At 37.5% G+C, this 21342-nt stretch carries 20 protein-coding genes and 1 pseudogene; 19 read left to right on the top strand and 2 right to left on the bottom strand.

The annotated features are described in order from the left end of the window. Positions 1-4: 4 nt before the first annotated feature. The 17 genes and pseudogenes from cas2 (at position 5) to MUA90_RS09055 (ending at position 18137) form a co-directional block, all read left to right on the top strand. Positions 5-322: a CRISPR-associated endonuclease Cas2 gene (gene cas2 / locus MUA90_RS09135; RefSeq protein WP_316959789.1), complete on the top strand. Its 318-nt coding sequence runs from the start codon at positions 5-7 to the stop codon at positions 320-322. Continuing rightward, positions 319-1167, top strand: a complete 849-nt coding sequence (locus MUA90_RS09130; RefSeq protein WP_262586450.1) for a hypothetical protein — start codon at positions 319-321, stop codon at positions 1165-1167. Before cas2 ends, MUA90_RS09130 begins: the two co-directional genes overlap by 4 nt. Positions 1168-1994: 827 nt before the next feature. Next, positions 1995-2522, top strand: coding sequence for a bifunctional pyr operon transcriptional regulator/uracil phosphoribosyltransferase PyrR (pyrR, locus tag MUA90_RS09125; RefSeq protein ID WP_105993891.1), 528 nt, complete (start codon positions 1995-1997; stop codon positions 2520-2522). A 225-nt stretch (positions 2523-2747) separates the two neighbouring features. Beyond that, complete coding sequence (locus MUA90_RS09120; RefSeq protein ID WP_262588830.1) at positions 2748-4049, top strand: uracil-xanthine permease family protein; 1302 nt, start codon at positions 2748-2750, stop codon at positions 4047-4049. Positions 4050-4079: 30 nt separating this feature from the next. Next, positions 4080-4988: an aspartate carbamoyltransferase catalytic subunit gene (locus MUA90_RS09115; protein ID WP_114603568.1), complete on the top strand. Its 909-nt coding sequence runs from the start codon at positions 4080-4082 to the stop codon at positions 4986-4988. Next, positions 4975-6246: a dihydroorotase gene (locus MUA90_RS09110; RefSeq protein ID WP_262586449.1), complete on the top strand. Its 1272-nt coding sequence runs from the start codon at positions 4975-4977 to the stop codon at positions 6244-6246. Before MUA90_RS09115 ends, MUA90_RS09110 begins: the two co-directional genes overlap by 14 nt. A gap of 6 nt (positions 6247-6252) precedes the next feature. Next, positions 6253-7353 (top strand): carbamoyl phosphate synthase small subunit, encoded by a 1101-nt coding sequence (locus tag MUA90_RS09105; RefSeq protein ID WP_262586448.1) that lies wholly within the window; start codon positions 6253-6255, stop codon positions 7351-7353. Beyond that, the gene (carB, locus tag MUA90_RS09100; RefSeq protein WP_262586446.1) at positions 7346-10519 is read left to right on the top strand and encodes a carbamoyl-phosphate synthase large subunit; all 3174 of its coding nucleotides are present in this window, start codon (positions 7346-7348) and stop codon (positions 10517-10519) included. The genes MUA90_RS09105 and carB overlap by 8 nt, the downstream gene beginning before the upstream one ends. A 103-nt stretch (positions 10520-10622) precedes the next feature. Further along, complete coding sequence (locus MUA90_RS09095) at positions 10623-11387, top strand: dihydroorotate dehydrogenase electron transfer subunit (protein ID WP_262586444.1); 765 nt, start codon at positions 10623-10625, stop codon at positions 11385-11387. Further along, entirely contained in the window at positions 11384-12301 is a 918-nt protein-coding gene (locus tag MUA90_RS09090; protein ID WP_262586441.1) for a dihydroorotate dehydrogenase, read from the top strand. Before MUA90_RS09095 ends, MUA90_RS09090 begins: the two co-directional genes overlap by 4 nt. After that, positions 12301-13005 carry an orotidine-5'-phosphate decarboxylase gene (pyrF, locus tag MUA90_RS09085; RefSeq protein WP_114603562.1) on the top strand — a complete coding sequence of 235 codons (705 nt, stop codon included), beginning with the start codon at positions 12301-12303 and terminating at the stop codon, positions 13003-13005. Before MUA90_RS09090 ends, pyrF begins: the two co-directional genes overlap by 1 nt. A gap of 1 nt (position 13006) precedes the next feature. Next, positions 13007-13618: an orotate phosphoribosyltransferase gene (gene pyrE, locus MUA90_RS09080; RefSeq protein ID WP_105993899.1), complete on the top strand. Its 612-nt coding sequence runs from the start codon at positions 13007-13009 to the stop codon at positions 13616-13618. A gap of 26 nt (positions 13619-13644) precedes the next feature. Then, the gene (locus MUA90_RS09075; protein WP_105993900.1) at positions 13645-13836 is read left to right on the top strand and encodes a hypothetical protein; all 192 of its coding nucleotides are present in this window, start codon (positions 13645-13647) and stop codon (positions 13834-13836) included. 291 nt (positions 13837-14127) lie between these two features. Next, positions 14128-14529 carry a VOC family protein gene (locus MUA90_RS09070; RefSeq protein WP_105993901.1) on the top strand — a complete coding sequence of 134 codons (402 nt, stop codon included), beginning with the start codon at positions 14128-14130 and terminating at the stop codon, positions 14527-14529. A gap of 296 nt (positions 14530-14825) precedes the next feature. Next, positions 14826-16013, top strand: a pseudogene (locus tag MUA90_RS09065) (nucleotide sugar dehydrogenase); the annotation flags it as partial. Between the two features lie 62 nt (positions 16014-16075). Further along, the gene (wecB, locus tag MUA90_RS09060; RefSeq protein ID WP_262586437.1) at positions 16076-17206 is read left to right on the top strand and encodes a non-hydrolyzing UDP-N-acetylglucosamine 2-epimerase; all 1131 of its coding nucleotides are present in this window, start codon (positions 16076-16078) and stop codon (positions 17204-17206) included. A gap of 163 nt (positions 17207-17369) precedes the next feature. After that, positions 17370-18137: a tyrosine-protein phosphatase gene (locus tag MUA90_RS09055; RefSeq protein ID WP_262586435.1), complete on the top strand. Its 768-nt coding sequence runs from the start codon at positions 17370-17372 to the stop codon at positions 18135-18137. A 43-nt stretch (positions 18138-18180) separates the two neighbouring features. Here MUA90_RS09055 and MUA90_RS09050 read toward each other — a convergent pair whose 3' ends face one another. Beyond that, on the bottom strand, positions 18181-19899 hold the full coding sequence (locus MUA90_RS09050; RefSeq protein WP_262586434.1) for an Rqc2 family fibronectin-binding protein: 1719 nt from the start codon (positions 19897-19899) through the stop codon (positions 18181-18183). 170 nt (positions 19900-20069) lie between these two features. Between MUA90_RS09050 and gmk the strand changes: the two genes are divergently transcribed. Both gmk and rpoZ read left to right on the top strand, forming a co-directional pair. Next, entirely contained in the window at positions 20070-20693 is a 624-nt protein-coding gene (gene gmk / locus MUA90_RS09045; RefSeq protein WP_105993043.1) for a guanylate kinase, read from the top strand. Next, positions 20693-20923 (top strand): DNA-directed RNA polymerase subunit omega, encoded by a 231-nt coding sequence (gene rpoZ, locus MUA90_RS09040; protein ID WP_105993042.1) that lies wholly within the window; start codon positions 20693-20695, stop codon positions 20921-20923. The genes gmk and rpoZ overlap by 1 nt, the downstream gene beginning before the upstream one ends. Before the next feature lie 69 nt (positions 20924-20992). Here the strand turns inward: rpoZ and MUA90_RS09035 are convergent, their stop codons facing one another. Continuing rightward, complete coding sequence (locus tag MUA90_RS09035; RefSeq protein WP_262586431.1) at positions 20993-21307, bottom strand: thioredoxin family protein; 315 nt, start codon at positions 21305-21307, stop codon at positions 20993-20995. Between the last annotated feature and the right edge of the window lie 35 nt (positions 21308-21342).

The raw sequence follows: 21342 nt of genomic DNA, 5'->3' as shown, positions 1-21342 counted from the left end.
CAGTATGAGATTCTTGAGACTGTTTATTATGTTTGATCTACCAGTTGAGACCTCCAAAGAACGAAGAGAGTATAGGCAATTTGTGAAATTTCTTTTAAATGAAGGCTATGTAAGAAGTCAATATTCGATTTATTGCAAACTGATTTTAAACCGAGGGACATTAAATCATCAAATTGGTAAACTTAAGCAGCACTTACCGACAAATGGAATTGTACAAACCTTGATTGTAACTGAAAAACAATTTTCAGATATGGCTTATTTAATAGGTGAACCAAGAACAAAATATGATGTTAACACTACAGAAAGAATGCTTGAATTATGAAAATTGCAGGGGAGTTTAATAAGCCGATAAATCTGCACAAGCAAACGTTAAATGTAATCTCTTTTCAACTAACCAACCATGTGAATCATTTTACTGAAGCCTTAATTAACTATAGTAATTCTAAAGCAAAGAATTATGATGGAAGTGTAAGGCTTATAACTAATGATTATTCGACAATCACTCCGTCAAAATTAAACATAATAATGGTTCCTTGCGGAGAGTTGAACATATTTCAAAGTAAAGTATTTAAAGATGCATTATTGAGTAAATTTGAGCAACAAGTATATAACGATTTAAACATTAATATGTTATATAATGATGTTGAGTCAAGCATTGAGAAGTTACTAATTTCCTTAGAAATTACACATGATAATTATCAAGTGGACTTTCAAAATTTTAATATTGTCCTGAAAAAGTTATTAGGCATGTTTAAACCTGATTTTCACAATAACTTAGAAGACTTATGTGCTCTGGAACAAAGGCAATTGTTTATAGACACATTGGTTTCTAACGAAAAAGAAAATATTATTATATTACTGTTCCCCGAATGCCACTTAGGATTACAAGATATGAAGTTATTTGCAAATCAAATAAGAAAATTAAATATGTATACGATTATCGTTACCAACCATCCTTATTTTATTGTTGAATCAGATAATCTATCACTGATTAAATCGAATGGTGAAGCGGTAGATTTAAACCAAATACATGAAGAATTGTATTTATTTAAAGGTGATGAAGACATCGAAAATATAGACACAACGGTCAAAATGATTGCGTATCATGAATTTAGTCAACACCCGTATTTAGACGATGATTTCTTTTTGAAATTTGTTAATAAATAAGTTTTCACTGTCATTATTAAGGTCTCTAAAACCTTGAAACTTCGTTGTTTGAGGTTTTAGAATTATGATCTTTTAGAATGAAGTGAAACTATTCTCTTATAAACGGGTTTTTAACTATGTTTTAGAATTATGATCTTTTAGATTGAAGTGAAACATAAAAAATTAAAACTTAAAGAAGTTAAAGCGTTTTAGAATTATGATCTTTTAGAATGAAGTGAAACACCTCTACCGCACATTATTCTGCTTCTTTGTTTTAGAATTATGATCTTTTAGAATGAAGTGAAACCCTGCTACACATGCACCAGCTCCGGCGACGTTTTAGAATTATGATCTTTTAGAATGAAGTGAAACTTTGTTTCGGCTCTTTGCGGTCGGGTTTGGTTTTAGAATTATGATCTTTTAAAATGTGGTACATTCAATGCCATTGTTTGCAACTTTTGAATGAATTGGTTGATACATCATTTGCTGAATTAATTTTACTTGGTGATTACCAAAAAATTCCTTTGACATTTTGTTAATCTGTGTTAAACTAATTACAGTTTAATAAAGAAATCGTAAGTCTTTAATTGAGGGTACAGAGATGCTCCGAAGACAGGATAATTTTTACCATGTAAACACGATAAGCAGGAATCGATTCAGTGCTTTATTAAGATGCAGTTTTGTATGATTAAGTAATTCACCAACCCTGATTGCCATACAGATTTAATAAAGCAACCGACAAAAGTGTGACTGCAAGTGTTTGAGATAGTTCAATCTCCATGGTCTTCAAGAATCCCGTGTCTCTCAATTGAGGCATGGGATTTTTTTATGGAAAGGTGAGTGCGGGAATGACAGAACGTATTGTATTAGATGATGCGGGAATGCAGCGAACTTTAACTCGAATTGCACATGAGATTTTAGAGTATAACCGAGGTACGAAGGATCTTGTATTGCTGGGCGTGAAAACGCGCGGTGAGTTTTTAGCGAAACGTATCCAAGATAAAATCCAGCAGATTGAAGATACTACAGTACCGACAGGAACTTTAGACATCACACAATTTCGAGATGATTTAGAATTACCGACACCTAAGATGTCAGAGAAATCATTTGTGATTGATGTTGATATCACAGATAAGGTCGTTATCATTATTGATGATGTGCTGTACACAGGCAGAACTGTACGTGCGTCATTGGATGCAATCTTACTTCATTCTCGACCACAAAAAATCGGATTAGCCACGTTGGTAGATCGCGGTCATCGCGAGTTGCCGATACGCGCTGATTTCGTAGGTAAAAATATTCCAACTGCGAAAGACGAAGAAGTTTCAGTCTACGTGGATGAAACGGACGGTCGCAACGCAGTCATAATTGAATAGCTTACCCTTTTAAATCAGTACGAGAGACTGACAAAGGGTTAGATAGGATGGCGTTGTCACTTACAACCAAGCGCACGAGAGGCGCACAACTGTAAGAAACAACTTCTACCGAGGTACATCTGTATCTCAAACCTGACAACAACTTCTTATCTTTCCCCCACAAACGTCTCTTTGCATGCTGATTGCTGTAAAGAGATTTTTTTCATGAAAGGAAGAAAAAGAGAAATGGAAAATGAACAAATGTTTGAGCGAACGGTGAAACCCGTATTAGATGTAAATGAAAAGCCTAAGGCTGGCCAATGGGCATTCTTAAGCTTGCAGCATCTATTCGCAATGTTCGGCGCAACAGTTTTAGTACCATTCTTAACAGGCTTGCCGATATCTGCGGCATTGCTTGCATCAGGAATCGGAACACTGCTTTACATCTTAATCACGAAAGCAATGATTCCAGCGTACTTAGGCTCAAGTTTCGCCTTCATTACACCGATTATCACAGGATTAAGCACACACAGCTTAGGAGACATGTTAGTCGCACTCTTCATGAGCGGCATCATGTACGTCATCATCGGAATCTTAATCAAGTTAAGCGGAATCGGTTGGATCATGCATTTATTGCCGCCGGTTGTAGTAGGACCTGTCATCATGGTTATCGGCTTAAGTCTTGCACCGACAGCTGCCAACATGGCAATGTTTGAGAACGCTGGAGATATGAAAGGCTACAACGTCACATATCTGATTGTCGCAATGATTACATTAATTACGACATTAGTGGTTCAAGGCTATATGAAAGGGTTCTTCGCACTGATTCCGGTACTGATCGGAATTATCGTAGGCTACATCGCAGGTATTTGTTTCGGCATTGTAGACTTCAAACCAGTATTGAAAGCATCATGGTTTGACTGGCCGCACATCTATGTACCATTTGTAGATTATCATCCAAGTTTCCACTTCGGTCTGGTGCTCTTAATGCTGCCGATTGTTTTTGTCACAGTCAGTGAGCATATCGGACACCAAATGGTTATCAACAAAGTCGTCGGCCGCAACTTCTTCGAAAAGCCTGGTCTGCACAGATCAATTATCGGAGACGGTGTTTCAACAATGTTTTCAAGTATCATCGGCGGACCGCCAAGCACAACATACGGTGAAAACATCGGCGTCCTTGCCATAACAAAGATTTACAGTATCTATGTTATCGGCGGCGCAGCGGTCATCGCAATCATTCTGGCATTTGTCGGAAAGTTCACAGCATTGATTTCATCAATTCCAACACCTGTTATGGGTGGTGTCTCCATTCTCTTATTCGGAATTATCGCTTCAAGCGGCTTGAGAATGCTGGTTGAAAGCAAGGTAGATTTTTCAGAAAACCGTAACTTAGTAATCGCGTCAGTAATCTTAGTAGTGGGCATCGGCAACTTAATGTTCGATATCCACGGCGTAAAAGTTGAAGGTATGGCACTGGCAGCATTGTCAGGCATCGTATTAAATCTAATTTTACCTAAAGCAAAACCGGAAACATCAAATAAATAAACTTTATCCAATTCTTAGGGGGAATTAACAATGAAACAATTAGTATCTATGGAAGACTTAACAAATGAAGAGATTTATTCACTTATCGAAACAGCGATCGAATACAAACAAGGTAAGCAAGTTCATAAACTAAATAACAAATATGTTGCTAACTTATTCTTCGAAAACTCAACGCGTACAAAATGCAGCTTTGAAATGGCAGAACGCCGATTAGGTATGCAAGAAATTCCATTTGAAACTAGTACTTCATCTGTTAAAAAAGGTGAGTCATTATACGACACATGCAAAACATTAGAAAGTATCGGAGTAGACGCTTTAGTAATCCGTCACCCGCAAAGAGACTACTACAAAGAATTAGAAGGATTGCAAATCCCAGTTATCAACGGCGGAGACGGCAGCGGTCAACACCCGACACAAAGTTTGCTTGATATCATGACAATCTATGAAGAATACAAAAAATTCCAAGGCTTGAACGTGTTAATCTGCGGAGATATCAAAAACTCTCGTGTAGCACGCAGCAATTACCAAGCACTTACAGCGTTAGGCGCTAATGTTAAATTCGCAGCACCTGATGAGTGGGTAGACGACTCACTAGACGCTCCTTATGTAAAAATCGATGATGTCATCGAAAAAACGGATATTGTAATGTTATTAAGAGTTCAACATGAAAGACATGACGGTGAATTAAACTTTGACCCGACTGAATATCATGAAAAATACGGTTTAACAAAAGAAAGATACAACCGCATGAAACCAAAATCAATTGTGATGCACCCAGCACCAGTAAACAGAGGCGTAGAAATCGATACAGAATTAGTAGAAGCGCCGAAATCACGTATTTTCAAACAAATGAAAAACGGCATGTTCTTACGTATGTCAGTCATCAGCCACATCATTGCGGCACAAGAGGAAGGGGTTTTTATAGATGTTGCTAATTAAAAATGCAAAAGTATTAAAAGACGGTGAATTAACAGAAGCTTCTATCTTAGTAGAAGGCGATAAAGTAAAAGAAATCGCACCAAAAATCGAAGTAGGTTCAGAGGTTGAAGTGATCGATGCCAAAGGTCGCTTCGCCGCACCTGGCTTAGTAGATGTGCATGTGCACTTAAGAGAACCAGGCGGTGAACATAAAGAAACAATCGAAACAGGTACAAAAGCAGCGGCACGCGGCGGCTTCACTACAGTTTGTCCAATGCCGAATACACGTCCTGTACCGGATACAGTTGAACATTTAGACAACTTGAATCAATTGATTAAAGATAATGCACGTGTACGTGTATTGCCATATGCTTCAATCACTATCCGACAAGCCGGCAGCGAGCTTGTAGATTTCAAAGGGTTGGCTGATCACGGTGCATTCGCATTCACAGATGACGGTGTAGGGGTACAAACAGCCGGCACAATGTATGAAGCAATGCAGCAAGCAGCAAAATTAAACAAAGCAGTGGTTGCACACTGTGAAGATAACAGCTTAATCTACGGCGGCGCTATGCACGAGGGGAAACGCAGCAAAGAATTAGGTATTCCAGGTATTCCGAATATCTGTGAAGCAGTACAAATTGCACGTGACGTATTATTAGCTGAAGCAGCAGATTGCCACTACCATGTCTGCCACGTGTCAACAAAAGAAAGTGTACGTGCCATTCGCGACGCTAAAGCAGCAGGTATCCATGTCACTGCAGAAGTAACACCGCACCACTTATTAATGACAGAAGACGATGTCCCAGGCGACAACGCTATGTATAAAATGAATCCTCCTTTAAGAAGTAAAGAAGACAGAGATGCACTGATTGAAGGATTGTTAGACGGAACAATTGATTGTATCGCAACAGACCATGCTCCGCATGCAGCAGAAGAAAAAGCACAACCAATGACAAAAGTACCATTCGGTATTGTCGGAAGCGAAACAGCTTTCCCATTACTATACACACACTTTGTAAAAAATGGCGACTGGTCATTACAGCAATTAGTCGACTACTTAACAATCAAACCTTCACAAATCTTTGACTTGCCATACGGCATCCTAGAAGAAGGCAAAACAGCAGACTTAACATTAATCGATTTAGAAGAAGAAAGAGAAATCAAAGCAGAAGATTTCCATTCAAAAGCAAGCAACACACCATTCATCGGTTATAAAGTATACGGCAACCCAGTATTCACTATGGTAGCTGGAGAAGTGGCATTCAAGGAGGAGTAAACAACCATGTTAGAAAAACGATATCTTGTATTTGAAGACGGTTCAATTTACGAGGGGAGAAAGCTTGGATCTGACAATTTAACAAAAGGTGAAATTGTCTTTAACACAGCAATGACGGGTTATCAGGAAACAATTTCCGACCCGTCATATACTGGACAAATTATTACCTTTACGTATCCGCTGATTGGAAACTATGGCATCAACCGTGATGATTTTGAATCACTTGTACCAAGTTTGAGCGGTGTAGTAGTTAAAGAAGCCAGCACACATCCAAGCAACTTTCGTAAACAAAAGACTTTCAACGACGTATTAGTTCAATATGATATTCCAGGTATTTCAGGTGTAGATACACGCAGTATTACACGAAAAATTCGTGAACACGGTGTTTTAAAAGCTGGTTTTACAGACCATCCTGAAGCAATACCTGAACTCATAGAAGAACTCCAACATTTTGAACTCTCTCGTGACGAAGTACCGATGGTATCTACGAAATCACCTTATGTTTCAACAGGATCTGATTTAAGCGTAGTACTTGTGGACTTCGGTAAAAAGCAAAATATCGTTAGAGAACTGAATGCACGCGGATGTAATGTAACAGTGGTACCTTACAATACATCGGCTGACACAATCATCAGCATGTCACCGGACGGTGTCATGCTTTCTAATGGCCCTGGCGACCCTGAAGATGTACCTGAAGCTGTCGAAATGATTAAAGGCATTTTAGGCAAAATTCCATTCTTCGGCATTTGTTTAGGTCATCAGCTTTTCGCCTTATCACAAGGGGCAACAACCTTTAAAATGAAATTCGGACATCGCGGTGCGAACCACCCGGTCAAAGATTTAGCAACAGGTAAAATTGCTTTAACCAGCCAAAACCATGGTTATGCGATTGATGAAGCCTCTGTTGCACAAACAGATTTAGAAGTGACACATCTTGCTTTGAATGATGGCACAGTAGAAGGATTAAAACATAAAACGCTTCCTGCTTTTTCAGTACAATATCATCCAGAAGCATGCCCAGGACCTACTGATTCAAACTATTTATTCGATCAATTCATTACGATGATGAAGGAATATAAAGAGAAGGAGCGTTTTGTCAATGCCTAGAAATAATGACATCCAAACTATTTTAGTAATCGGTTCAGGACCGATTATTATCGGACAAGCTGCAGAGTTCGACTATGCTGGAACACAAGCATGTTTAGCCTTAAAAGAAGAAGGCTACCGTGTTATCTTAGTCAACTCCAACCCAGCTACTATCATGACAGACAAAGAAATCGCAGATAAAGTTTACATTGAACCGTTAACTCATGATTTTATCGCACGTATTATCCGTAAAGAACAACCTGATGCTTTATTACCGACATTAGGCGGACAAACAGGTTTGAATATGGCGATTCAATTGCACGACAGCGGTGTGCTTGAAGCTAACAATGTACGTTTACTAGGTACAAAATTAACTTCGATTCAACAAGCAGAAGACCGTGAATTATTCAGAAGCTTAATGAACGATTTAGATGTACCAGTACCTGAAAGCGATATCGTGCATACAGTAGAACAAGCCTTTGCCTTTAAGGAACAAGTCGGTTATCCGTTAATCGTACGTCCTGCCTTTACAATGGGCGGCACAGGCGGCGGTATTTGCCATAACGACGAAGAACTTAAAGAAGTTGTGACGAACGGTTTGCATTATAGTCCTGCAACACAATGTTTGATTGAAAAATCGATTGCGGGCTTTAAAGAAATCGAATACGAAGTAATGCGCGATAAAAATGATAACGCGATTGTAGTCTGCAACATGGAAAATATCGATCCGGTCGGAATTCATACCGGAGATTCGATTGTAGTTGCACCGAGCCAAACTTTAACAGATGTTGAATATCAAATGTTGAGAGATGTATCGTTGAAAGTCATTCGTGCATTAGGTATTGAAGGCGGCTGTAACGTACAACTCGCATTAGATCCTTACTCAATGAATTACTACATCATTGAAGTGAACCCGCGTGTGTCACGTTCATCCGCATTAGCGTCTAAAGCAACAGGTTATCCGATTGCGAAATTAGCTGCGAAAATTGCGGTAGGCTTAACTTTAGATGAAATGTTAAACCCAGTCACAGGTACTTCATATGCTGCATTCGAACCCGCATTAGACTATGTCATTTCTAAGATTCCGCGTTTCCCATTCGATAAATTCGAAAAAGGCGAACGTGTTTTAGGTACACAAATGAAAGCAACAGGTGAAGTTATGGCCATCGGCCGAACTTACGAAGAGTCATTATTAAAAGCAATACGCTCATTAGAATATGGTGTCCATCATTTAGGATTGCCGAATGGAGAAAGTTACGATTTAGACTACATAAAAGAACGTATCTTACAACAAGATGATGAACGTCTCTTCTTTATTGGTGAAGCCATTCGACGCGGTACAACGCTCGAAGAGATTCATGAAATGACAAAAATCGATTACTTCTTCCTTAATAAATTCCAGCATATTATTGATATCGAACGCGAACTTAAAGCACATAAAGGCGATATCGAGTATTTAAAATATGCGAAGGATTACGGCTTCAGCGATAAAGTGATTGCGCACCGATTCGGAATGAAAGAAGAAGACGTTTATCAATTACGCCACGACAACGATATTAAACCAGTATACAAAATGGTAGATACATGTGCTGCAGAATTCGAATCTGCAACACCGTACTACTATGGCACATATGAAAGAGATAATGAGTCAGTTGTTTCAGACAAACAAAAAGTCATTGTACTTGGATCTGGACCGATTCGTATCGGACAAGGAGTTGAATTCGATTATGCGACAGTGCATGCTGTATGGGCGATTCAAAATGCAGGCTATGAAGCTATCATCGTCAATAATAACCCTGAAACAGTTTCAACTGACTTCTCTATCTCTGACAAACTCTATTTCGAACCTTTAACTGAAGAAGATGTCATGAATATCATCGACCTTGAACAGCCTAAAGGTGTAGTTGTGCAATTCGGCGGTCAAACTGCCATTAACTTAGCAGACAAACTTGCAAGACACGGTGTACAAATTCTAGGAACATCATTAGAGAACTTAAACCGTGCAGAAGACAGAAAAGAATTCGAAGAACTGTTGAATGCGATTGATGTACCGCAACCAAAAGGTAAAACAGCAACTTCGCCGCAAGAAGCGTTAGACAATGCACGTGAAATCGGTTATCCGGTGGTTGTACGTCCATCTTATGTCTTAGGCGGACGTGCGATGGAAATTGTTTATAATGATACTGAGCTTGAAAATTATATGAGAGAAGCTGTAAAAGCAAGTCCTGAACATCCGGTACTTGTGGACAGATACCTCACAGGTAAAGAAATTGAAGTCGATGCCATTTCAGACGGCGAAACAGTCATTATCCCAGGTATCATGGAACACATTGAAAGAGCCGGTGTTCACTCAGGCGACTCAATTGCGGTTTATCCGCCGCAAACATTGTCTGACGAAGTGATTCAAACTTTAGAAGCTTATACAGTCAAACTTGCGAAAGGGTTAGACATTATCGGATTAATCAACATCCAATTTGTGCTTGCGCATGATGGTGTCTATGTTTTAGAAGTCAACCCAAGATCAAGTCGTACAGTACCATTCTTAAGCAAAATCACAGACATTCCTATGGCACAACTTGCGATGCGTGCCATCTTAGGAGAAAAATTAAGCGACTTAGGTTATCAACCTGGTCTTCAACCTTACTCAGAAGGTGTGTATGTTAAAGTACCAGTCTTCAGTTTCAATAAATTGAAAAATGTAGATATCACACTCGGACCTGAAATGAAATCTACAGGTGAGGTTATGGGTAAAGACTTAACATTAGAAAAAGCTTTATTCAAAGGTTTGACAGCAAGCGGTGTAGAAGTGAAAGACCATGGCACAGTCTTGATTACTGTCAGTGATAAAGACAAAGATGAAATGGTTAAAATTGCGAAACGCCTCAATGAAGTCGGTTATAAAATTTTAGCGACATCAGGTACAGCACAAAAATTAGCTGACAATGATATCCCGGTTGAAACTGTCGGTAAAATCGGCGGTGAAGATGATTTATTGACACGTATCCAAAACGGAGAAGTGCAAATTGTCATTAACACAATGACAAAAGGGAAAACGATTGAAAGAGACGGCTTCCAAATCAGACGTGCTTCTGTTGAAAACGGTGTGCCGTGTCTGACTTCGTTAGATACAGCCAATGCATTGACAAATGTTATTGAAAGCATGACATTTACAATGCGCAGCATGTAGAGCAAACTTGTTTATTTAAGTGAAAGAATCATATATATTTAACTCAATCAAAGATGAATCATACTAAAGAGAAGCCATTCAATATTTAAAGGAGGATTAAGCGGTGGAACAAAATATTATCGTATCAAACAAAGAAATTGCTGACCGCATTTTTGAAATTAAAGTAAAAGGGCCTGTGACAAGCAAGATGACACAACCTGGGCAGTTCGTTCATATCAAAGTAGGTGAAGGATCATTGCACATGTTGAGAAGACCGATTTCAATTTGCCATATCGAACCTGAAATCGACACATTTACGATGTTGTACCGTGCAGAAGGTGCAGGAACACAGCGTCTTTCACAAATGCGTGAAAATGATGCGATTGATATTATCGCACCTTTAGGCAATGGTTTCCCTGTCGAAAAAGCAGAGCGCAAAGCTTTGCTTGTCGGCGGCGGTATTGGTGTTCCTCCTCTTTATGAGTTATCTAAACAATTAAATCGACAAGGTATTGAAACAGTGCATGTGCTTGGTTTCAGAAGCAAAAAAGATGTGTTTTACGCAGATGAATTTGCACAGCTCGGCGAAACACATATTGTGACAGAAGACGGCACAATAGGTTCAAAAGGTTTCGTAACGAATGTCATTTCTGAACTTCCGGTTGATTACGATGTGTATTACACATGCGGTCCTAAACCTATGTTAAAAGCGATTAAAGAACATGAAAAGCTGCAAGATGTTGAAGGATTTATTTCACTTGAAGAACGTATGGGCTGCGGTATCGGCGCATGTTATGCATGTGTGTGCCATACGCCTGAATCTGAAACAAGTTATGTCAAAGTATGTACAGACGGACCTGTATTTGAGAAAGGAGCAGTCATCCTATGAGTCGATTAAATGTGGAAATCCCTGGTTTAAATTTAAAGAATCCGGTTATGCCTGCAAGCGGTTGTTTTGCTTTCGGTGCTGAATTCAGCCAATTCTACGACTTGAGCGAATTAGGCGCGATTATGATTAAAGCCGCAACAAAAGAAGTACGTTACGGTAATGAAACACCGCGTGTCGCAGAAACAGACAGCGGTATGATTAATGCGATTGGTCTGCAAAATCCGGGCGTGCATCATATTTTAGAACATGAATTAAAAGCATTAGAACAATATGATGTACCGATTATCGCTAACGTAGCGGGTTCAAAAGAAGAAGACTATGTCTATGTAGCAGAGCATATTTCAAAAGATCCGAATGTTAAAGCATTGGAATTAAATATTTCATGTCCGAACGTTAAAGAAGGCGGCATGCAGTTCGGGGTTGATCCTAAAGTTGCGGCTGAACTTACACGCAAAGTTAAAGCTGTATCAGAAGTACCGGTTTATGTGAAACTTTCACCAAATGTTACAGATATTGTAGAAATGGCGAAAGCTATCGCAGAATATGCGGATGGATTAACAATGATCAATACTTTGGTCGGTCTTCGAATCGATGCGAAAACAGGACGTCCGATTATCGCAAATACTGTCGGCGGATTAAGCGGTCCAGCGATTAAACCAGTCGCAATGCGTATGGTTTATCAAGTAAGACAAGCAGTAGATATTCCGATTATTGCAATGGGCGGTGTTCAAAACGCGCAAGATGTTATAGACTATATTTCAGTGGGTGCGAATGCAGTGGCAGTCGGAACAGCAAACTTCCAAAATCCGATGGTTTGCAAGGAAATCATTGATGAACTGCCTGCATTGCTCGACGAACTTGGTGTAAACCATATCAATGAATTTTACAAAAGGACTTTTGAGGTGACAAAATAATGGCAAATCGTAATTTACCTTTACCGATTATCGCATTAGACTTTGCGACGGCTGAGGAAGTAGAACATTTCTTAGATTTATTTGATGAACCTTTATACATCAAAATCGGGATGGAGCTTTACTATCAAACAGGACCAGAACTCATTAACAAAATCAAATCACGCGGTCATGACATTTTCTTAGACTTGAAATTGCATGATATTCCGAACACAGTGAAACAAGCAATGGCAGGTTTAGGCCGCTTGAACGTTGATTTAGTAAACGTACACGCAGCGGGCGGTACAGAAATGATGCGCCAAGCTGTCGAAGGTTTGCGCAGTGTCAATAAAGACACAAAGATTATTGCGGTAACGCAATTAACTTCTACAACAGAAGAAATGCTGCATAAAGAGCAGAATATCCAAACTTCTATTGAAGAAGCGGTATTAAATTATGCACGTTTAACAAAAGAAGCAGGACTTGACGGTGTCGTATGTTCACCATTAGAAGCAGAGTTGCTGACAAAAGAATTAGGTTCAGATTTCTTGAAAGTCACACCTGGTATCCGTCCTGCACATTATGCACAAGATGATCAAAAACGTATTACAACACCAGATAAAGCACGTGAAATGGGTTCAACACACATTGTCGTAGGACGTCCGATCACACAAAGTGAAAATCCGGTAGAAAGCTATCATCATATTAAAGAAAGTTGGTTAGGTTAAGATGTCTAAAAAAATTGCACAATCATTATTAGATATTGGTGCTGTAGCATTGTCACCAAATGATTTATTTACATGGAGTTCAGGAATTAAATCTCCGATTTATTGCGATAACCGTGTTACATTAGCGTATCCTAAAGTACGTAATGAAATCCGCGATGGCTTAATCGCATTAATTCAAGAACACTTCAGTGATGCAGAAATCGTATCTGGAACTGCGACAGCGGGCATTCCACATGCAGCATTCATCTCTGAAAAATTAGATATGCCGATGAGCTATGTACGTTCTAAAAGCAAAAGCCACGGTAAACAAAACCAAATCGAAGGTGCACAAAGCAACGGTAAAAAAATCGTAGTCGTTGAAGATTTGATTTCAACAGGCGGCTCTTCTTTAGTTGCAGCTGAAGCATTAAGAGAAGCAGGCGCTGAAGTAGTAGGCGTTGTTGCGATCTTTACTTACGGTTTAGCTAAAGCAGATAAAATGTTCAAAGATGCTGATATTCCATTCTATACATTAAGTGATTACAATGAATTAATCGAAGTGGCTAAAGAACAAGGTAAAATTTCTGAATCAGATATTCAGTCTTTAGTTGAATGGAGAGATAATTTAGCATAAGATAGAATTGGATGGAGGGATGGACCATGTCCGATTCGAATACACAAACTTCACAACGACCGTTTGCACATTTAAACAAATTCCTTAACGCAAACGAAGATTACCGCGAAAGCCATGACAGCCATGATGCAGATGAAAATCAATGGTTATCGAATGAACAAGAGAAAAATATATTTAAAAAATGCAAAACTGATATAAAAGAAAAAGGCTATATTTAATCTATAGCGCAAAAAAGTCCGTAAATCATAAGCACTGATGAGCAGTGAAGCGATTTACGGACTTTTTAAATTAACGTAAATAAATTCTAATGAAAATATAGCCGATAATCATAATTGCGAGAAACGCAAGAATAGGTAAGACAAAATGAGACATAAATAGTACCTCCAATCAATTGATGCGCATGTTGCGTAAATTACTTATCAATTTTGAATATACGTATTATACTATGAATAGCGTCATACATATACTGAAAGGGCTTTTCAGTATGAGAATAAACAGGAGGGGATAGTGTGCATATACCAAAAGTCACAACGTTTTTAATGTTTAATAATGAAGCTGAAGAAGCAATTGAACTGTATACCTCATTGTTTGAGGACAGTGAAGTCTTATCAATGGTGAAGTATGATGAGTTTGGAAGCGGAGAAGCAGGTGCTGTTCAACACGCCATCTTTCGTTTAAAAGACCAAGTACTTATGGCTATTGATAATTCAAACGGGACTGAGATTCCTATGAATCCAGCTATTTCTTTATTTGTGACTGTAGATAACGCTATGGAAATGGAACGTTTATACAGCGGTCTTAAAAAAGGCGGCGCAATCTTAATGGCTAAATCAGAACTTGGCCCATATCGTGAATTTGCATGGGTACAAGATCGTTTCGGCGTTAATTTCCAACTTGCATTAATGGATTAATAGAATCATTTGAAATATGGCAGCCCATCTATGTGATGGGTTGCTTTTTTACTGCCAAAAGATTAAGTGCTATTCAATTTGCATTCACAGTAAGTTTTACAACAAAAAACTTTTATACAGACAATTACTTTTGATTCGTTCTATCTCTGAAGTGCCACAAATGATTAAATTGACACTGATTAGATATCATACAATTCAATTTAATGCGATATAAAACAACTCAGAGCTAAAGGAGTCAAATATGTTCAGAAAAAAGAAGAAGCACTATCCATCTCATTCATTAGTCACAAAAGATAGTTTTAGGTGTTGACATCAACCAAGATAATATTAACAGTTTAAAGCAAGGAAAAATCAATATTGAAGAACCAGGTTTGCAAGAAGTATATGAAGAGGTGCACAAGTCAGGTAAATTAAAAGTAGCTACAGAGCCAGAAGCATCAGATGTTTTCATTATTTCTGTACCTACACCAAATAATGATGACCAATACAGATCATGCGATATTTCAATCGTCATGAGTGCAGTCAACAATGTCATTCCATTGTTAGAAAAGGGTAATACTATTATTGTAGAATCTACAATTGCACCAAGAACTACTGACGACCATATAAAGCCAGCAGTTGAAGCTGCAGGCTTTATAGTTGGAGAAGATATTTTCTTAGTACATTGTCCTGAAAGAGTATTACCAGGCAAAATTTTAGAAGAGCTTGTTAACAACAATCGTATTATCGGCGGTGTGACACAAAATTGTATTGAGGCAGGAAAACGTGTGTATAGTACTTTTGTTAAAGGTGAAATGATTGAAACGAATGCACGTACTGCTGAAATGAGCAAATTGATGGAGAACACATATCGAGATCTTAATATCGCTTTAGCAAATGAATTAACTAAGATTTGCAACACTTTAAATATCAATGCTTTAGATGTGATTGATATGGCTAATAAACACCCGCGTGTCAATATTCATCAGCCAGGTCCTGGTGTCGGCGGACATTGTTTAGCGGTTGATCCATACTTTATTATCGTTAAAGATCCAGATAATTCTCCTTTAATTCAATGGGGCAGAAAAATTAATAATTCAATGCCTGAATTTGTAGTTGAAAAAACCAGAGCCTTTTTAAATGACGTTAAAGGACATAAAGTAACCGTACTTGGATTAACTTATAAAGGTGACATTGATGATATTCGAGAATCACCGGCTTTTGATATTTATGAACTGCTATTAAAAGAAAATGATATCGAAGTAGAAGCATATGATCCGCATGTTAAATTAGGTTTTGTGGAAAAAGACTTAAACAAAGCTTTACAAGATTCATCACTTGCACTGATTTTAACGAATCATTCTGAGTTCAAACAATTTAAAGATGCTGATTTTGACAGTATGGAAAACAAGGTTATTTTTGATACAAAAAATGTAGTAGAAACATCGTTTGAAGACACTCAGTATTTTAATTATGGCAATCTGTTTGAATCAGTAAAAAAATAAGTTCTCCATTGCAAATTTAGAGTTTGGTTAATGAATAATGTGGAGGAAAGAGGATAAAAGATATGAAAAAAATCATGGTTATTTTTGGTACTAGGCCAGAAGCAATTAAAATGGCACCTTTAGTTAAAGAGTTAGAACAAAATTCTAACTTAGAGCCTAATATTGTAATTACAGCACAGCATAGAGAAATGTTGGATAATGTTTTAAAAATCTTTGATATTCAACCACATCATGATTTAAATATTATGAAAAAAAATCAATCACTAGCTGAATTGACATCTAGAGCATTAACTAAACTTGATGAAGTAATAAAGGAAGAACAACCGGATATGATTCTAGTTCATGGTGATACTACAACTACTTTTGTTGGAGGTTTAGCTGCCTTTTATAATCAAATTCCAGTAGGACATGTAGAAGCTGGGTTGAGAACCGGTAATAAATATTCACCATTCCCAGAAGAAATAAATCGTCTCATGGTTGGTAATATGGCTGAGTTGAATTTTTCTCCTACACAAAAATCAGCTGAAAACTTGTTGAAAGAAAGTAAAGATAAAGACAGTATATTTATTACAGGCAATACAGCTATAGATGCATTAAATACAACTATTAAAAAAGATTATGATTCCGAAATTATTGAAAAATATAAAGATAAGCAATTAATACTTTTAACAGCTCACAGAAGAGAAAATATTGGTGAACCGATGGAAAATATTTTCAAAGCAGTTAGAGATATAGTTGATGAATATTCTGAAATAGTTGTGGTGTATCCAATACACAGAAATCCTAAAGTTAGAGAAATAGCTTCTAAATACTTAGAAAATCATGATCGCATCGAGTTAATTGAACCTCTAGATGTTTTAGAATTCCATAATTTTGCAAATCAATCTTATTTAATTCTAACTGATTCTGGAGGGGTTCAAGAAGAAGCACCATCATTAGGAAAGCCTGTTTTAGTACTAAGAGATAACACTGAAAGACCGGAAGGTGTTAAAGCTGGTACATTAAAAGTAATAGGTACAAAATACAGCTCGATTTATAATGAAACTAAAAACATTTTGGATAATAAAGAAGAATATTCAAAAATGAGTAAAGCTAGCAATCCGTATGGTGATGGTAAAACATCAAAGCGTATTTGTGATATTATAGAATATTACTTTGGATTTAAAACAGAAAGACCGAAAGATTTTCACTAACTTAACAACATAGTATGTATTTTAAAGACTTTTGCTAAAAATACAGCAAAAGTCTTTTTACTGCTCTATTTAATAATGAATTTTCTATACAAATGATGTAATATTATCATGTACATGTATTTTGATTTAGAAATATTTGTTAGCCAACAGGAGATGAACACCAATGATAGACATGCATAACCATATATTAATCAAAGCAGATGACGGACCTCAAAATAAAGCAGAAGCCATCCAATTATTACGCCAAGCAAAAGATGAAGGTGTAACAGGAATTATTGCGACACCACATTATACTTCAGTTTATAAAAATACTTTCGATAAAGTTAAGTTGAAAGTAAAAGAATTATGTAAATTAAAAGAAGTGAAAGCATTAGGAATTGATATTTATCCGGGACAAGAAGTAAGAATATCAGATCATGTTTTAGATGATTTGAAATCTGGTAAAGTCAGAGGCCTCAATGATTCAAATTATTTGTTGATTGAGTTTCCTCCGAATGAAGTACCAGAATATACAAAGCAACTCTTTAAAGCATTACTAAGAGAAGATTATACACCAATCATTGCACATCCTGAACGTAATAGTGCAATAATGAAAGATATGAATCTCTTGTATGAATTAGTAAGTGAAGGGGCATTAAGTCAAATTACTTCCGCATCTTTAGGCGGCTTTTTCGGTAAAGGTTTGCAACTCGCTTCCATTGAAATGATCCGCTCTAACCTTACACATTTCATCGCTTCAGATGCCCATCAATATGATTATCGACCATTCATCTTAAATGGATTATTTGAAGAAACAGGTTTAAAACCTATTCATCATACAATTAAAGCGTTGATTGATAATGCAGATGCGATAGTGAGTAATCGTTCTATCAATCGAAATACTCCTAAGTTGCCGACATATTCTAAAGAATTGAAAGCTTATTTGTTTTAATGAAAAACCAGTCGATGTCTATATTAACATCGACTGGTTACTGTTATTTCATCTTCACTTTTTCTGCTTCACCTTTCATAGACTGAATATGGTCATAGTCAGGTGTTGCATAGAGTGTTTTTTGATTGTCGTATGTCACAAATCCAGGTTTAGCACCAGAAGGTTTGTGGACGTTGCGGATTTCAGTATAATCTACTGGGATTTGTCCTGAGCTGCCGGCTTTTGAGAAGTAGGCAGATAACATTGCGGCTTCTTCGATTGTTTTATCGCTAGGTTCATCTTCAAAGATAACGACATGTGAGCCTGGGATATCTTTAGTATGGAACCATAGATGATGTTTACGTGCTTTTTTGTTAGTCAGATAGTCGTTTTGTTTATTGTTTTTACCCACATAGATTGTTGAGCCGTCAGTGGAACGATAAGTCTGAAGCTGCATTTGCGGTTGTTTCTTTTTCTTGCGGTTTTGACGCTGCTTCATAAAGCCTTGCTCAGCCAGCTCTTCACGGATTTCATCAATATCTTCGACAGTGATATGTGCTAATTGCTGCTCGATGGATTCGAAGTAAGCAATGTTTTCTTCAGTTAATCGAATCTGATGTTCCAATTCATGTTCACGTGTTTTTAAACGATTATATTGTTTGTAATAATATTGAGCGTTGACAGAAGGCGATTTCGTCGGATCAAGTTTGATTGTGACTTCTTCGCCTGTGTAATAGTTTTCTGTTGTTAAAGTTGCATCGCCTTGTTGGATACGATAGATGTTTGCGGTAATAAGTTCGCCATACAGCTGCATATCTTCTTTTGATTGCGTACCTTCATACTCATCATTAAGTTTAACGAGTTTATTGCGGTTCTTTTGTAATTGCTGCTGCACAAAGCGGACTAAATCATTAGCACGTTGTTTAACGCGTTCACGTTCACCGCGAGCGTCATAGAAGCGGTCTAATAATTCATCTAATGAATCATATGTAACGCTGTCATCATCGAACTGTTTCAAACGCATGAAGTAATAATCTTCTTTGCCTGTTTCGTGATTTTTATGGAAAATCGGGACAGGTTCAAGTTGTGTTTCTTTCATGACCTCATCGAATGCTGCAGGTAAGGTCTCAGTTGTCATGAATTGACGACGTTCTGTAATTTCTTTTGTAATCAATGGACTGAAGCCTTCAAAATGCTGCAATAGTTGTTTAGCAATGTTCCCTTTATTAAAATCAATATATTTTAATACATCCTGTCCTGAAACTTCATAAGGATTTGTTTTATTTTGTGTCGGCGGTGCTTCATATTGGAAGCCTGGCATAACAGTACGGAATTGGTTGGTGTTCGGTGTTAAATGTTTAAAACCTTCTATGATTTTTCGTTGATCATCGACTAAAATCAAGTTACTGTGTTTACCCATAATTTCTAAAATCACTGTACGATAAATTTTATCGCCGAGTTCATCTGTACTTTGTACATCGATTTCAATACGGCGGTCGTTGCCGATTTGACGTATCGCTTGGATAATACCACCGTCTAAATGTTTGCGGAAGACGCGGTTGAACATCGGCGGTTCAAATGGATTATCATATTTTTTCTTAGTAATGTGGATACGTGAGAAATTAGAGTGGATTGAAAGTAACAAAGAATGGTTTTTACGATTTTGACGAACAACCATTATAATTGTATCGTTATCAGGCTGGTTGATTTTATGAATGCGGCCGCCTTGAAGAAATTCTAATTCTGCTACCATTTTCTTTGTGAATAAGCCATCAAATGCCATAATCATTAACCACCTTTAATTATTCGTTCATAATACAACGTTCTTTCTATTGTACCATGTACAAGAGGGGCACTGCCAAAATAAGATTTTACCTTTTGACATCTATACAATTTTATTTAGAATATGGTATCATTATATAATACAACAATAGCTTAGAGAGGTCGTAAGGCATGGATAATGAAAAAGGTTTACTGATTGTCTTATCAGGTCCATCTGGAGTCGGCAAAGGTACGGTCCGCAAAGAAATATTTGATGATCCTAAAACATCATATAAATATTCTATCTCGATGACTACAAGAGAGATGCGTGAAGGCGAACAAGATGGCGTTGATTATTTTTTCAAGACAAAACGAGAATTTGAGCAGCTTATCGCACAAGATCAATTCATAGAGTATGCTGAATATGTAGGCAACTATTATGGTACACCTGTACAGTATGTAAAGGATACAATGGATGAAGGGCATGATGTCTTCTTAGAAATTGAAGTAGAAGGTGCGAAGCAAGTTCGCAAGAAATTCCCTGATGCATTATTTATCTTCCTGGCACCGCCAAGTTTAGACCACCTAAGAGAACGTTTAGTCGGCCGCGGTACAGAATCTGATGAAAAGATTCAAAGTCGTGTGAAAGAAGCACGAAAAGAAGTTGAAATGATGAATCTTTATGACTATGTCGTGGTAAACGATGAAGTGGAACTTGCGAAAGAACGTATTCAATCTATCGTAGCAGCGGAACATTTAAAACGAGAACGCATAGAAGCAAAGTATAGAAAAATGATATTGGAGGCCAAAAAATAATGTTAAACCCACCATTAAACCAATTAACTTCAAAAGTAAAATCAAAATATTTAATCGCAACAGTGGCTGCCAAACGCGCACGTGAGCTATATGATAAACCAGAAACTGCTTTAATAGAAAACTATCATTCTGTAAAAACAGTTGGCGAAGCATTAGAAGAAATCGCAGATGGCAAAATCACTCCAATCGAACCAGAATTGAATGAAAGTGAATTTGAAACAAAAGACTGATTTCAATTATGAATAAGTAAACAAACCCGTATGAAGCAGATAACTGCAGATACGGGTTTGTTTGCTTTATTAAGCCATTTTCAATTGTTCCATTGAGCGTTTAAGCTGATCGAAGTCAATGATACGTGCTTGTCTGTGAAACTCTCTGCCGCGGTTGAAGAGAATAACAACAGGGGATGTGAAGAGGGACAATTGTCCAGCAGCTTCTGGGATATCATTGACAATGATTTGTGCCCCAGGCACATCTATTTCATTAACGAGTGCATCGACTCTCGGCTGGTCTGCATGGCAGACTGAGCAGCCTTTTGCCATGACATATAATAAGAACTTATCTTCGTTTTCAATGTGGTGAACGATATCGCTGTATTGCTTCAAAGTCTCCATATTCAAACCTTCTTTCTTTGCTATATCGAAAGTAA

It is taken from the genome of Staphylococcus sp. IVB6181, assembly GCF_025561445.1.
In the GTDB taxonomy this organism is placed as follows: Bacteria; Bacillota; Bacilli; order Staphylococcales; family Staphylococcaceae; genus Staphylococcus; species Staphylococcus simulans_B.
Note: the sequence above shows the minus strand (reverse complement) of the source record. Positions and strands in the feature narration are given on the sequence as shown.

What these genes read in the sequence shown, in the direction of transcription:
- MUA90_RS09090 (WP_262586441.1), top strand. Translation starts at nt 11,384, where the DNA reads ATGAGTCGATTAAATGTGGAAATCCCTGGTTTAAATTTAAAGAATCCG.
- MUA90_RS09050 (WP_262586434.1), bottom strand. Translation starts at nt 19,899, where the DNA reads ATGGCATTTGATGGCTTATTCACAAAGAAAATGGTAGCAGAATTAGAA.
- MUA90_RS09120 (WP_262588830.1), top strand. Translation starts at nt 2,748, where the DNA reads ATGGAAAATGAACAAATGTTTGAGCGAACGGTGAAACCCGTATTAGAT.
- MUA90_RS09105 (WP_262586448.1), top strand. Translation starts at nt 6,253, where the DNA reads ATGTTAGAAAAACGATATCTTGTATTTGAAGACGGTTCAATTTACGAG.
- carB (WP_262586446.1), top strand. Translation starts at nt 7,346, where the DNA reads ATGCCTAGAAATAATGACATCCAAACTATTTTAGTAATCGGTTCAGGA.
- cas2 (WP_316959789.1), top strand. Translation starts at nt 5, where the DNA reads ATGAGATTCTTGAGACTGTTTATTATGTTTGATCTACCAGTTGAGACC.
- MUA90_RS09035 (WP_262586431.1), bottom strand. Translation starts at nt 21,307, where the DNA reads ATGGAGACTTTGAAGCAATACAGCGATATCGTTCACCACATTGAAAAC.
- rpoZ (WP_105993042.1), top strand. Translation starts at nt 20,693, where the DNA reads ATGTTAAACCCACCATTAAACCAATTAACTTCAAAAGTAAAATCAAAA.
- pyrF (WP_114603562.1), top strand. Translation starts at nt 12,301, where the DNA reads ATGGCAAATCGTAATTTACCTTTACCGATTATCGCATTAGACTTTGCG.
- pyrE (WP_105993899.1), top strand. Translation starts at nt 13,007, where the DNA reads ATGTCTAAAAAAATTGCACAATCATTATTAGATATTGGTGCTGTAGCA.
- pyrR (WP_105993891.1), top strand. Translation starts at nt 1,995, where the DNA reads ATGACAGAACGTATTGTATTAGATGATGCGGGAATGCAGCGAACTTTA.
- wecB (WP_262586437.1), top strand. Translation starts at nt 16,076, where the DNA reads ATGAAAAAAATCATGGTTATTTTTGGTACTAGGCCAGAAGCAATTAAA.
- gmk (WP_105993043.1), top strand. Translation starts at nt 20,070, where the DNA reads ATGGATAATGAAAAAGGTTTACTGATTGTCTTATCAGGTCCATCTGGA.
- MUA90_RS09055 (WP_262586435.1), top strand. Translation starts at nt 17,370, where the DNA reads ATGATAGACATGCATAACCATATATTAATCAAAGCAGATGACGGACCT.
- MUA90_RS09115 (WP_114603568.1), top strand. Translation starts at nt 4,080, where the DNA reads ATGAAACAATTAGTATCTATGGAAGACTTAACAAATGAAGAGATTTAT.
- MUA90_RS09075 (WP_105993900.1), top strand. Translation starts at nt 13,645, where the DNA reads ATGTCCGATTCGAATACACAAACTTCACAACGACCGTTTGCACATTTA.
- MUA90_RS09110 (WP_262586449.1), top strand. Translation starts at nt 4,975, where the DNA reads ATGTTGCTAATTAAAAATGCAAAAGTATTAAAAGACGGTGAATTAACA.
- MUA90_RS09130 (WP_262586450.1), top strand. Translation starts at nt 319, where the DNA reads ATGAAAATTGCAGGGGAGTTTAATAAGCCGATAAATCTGCACAAGCAA.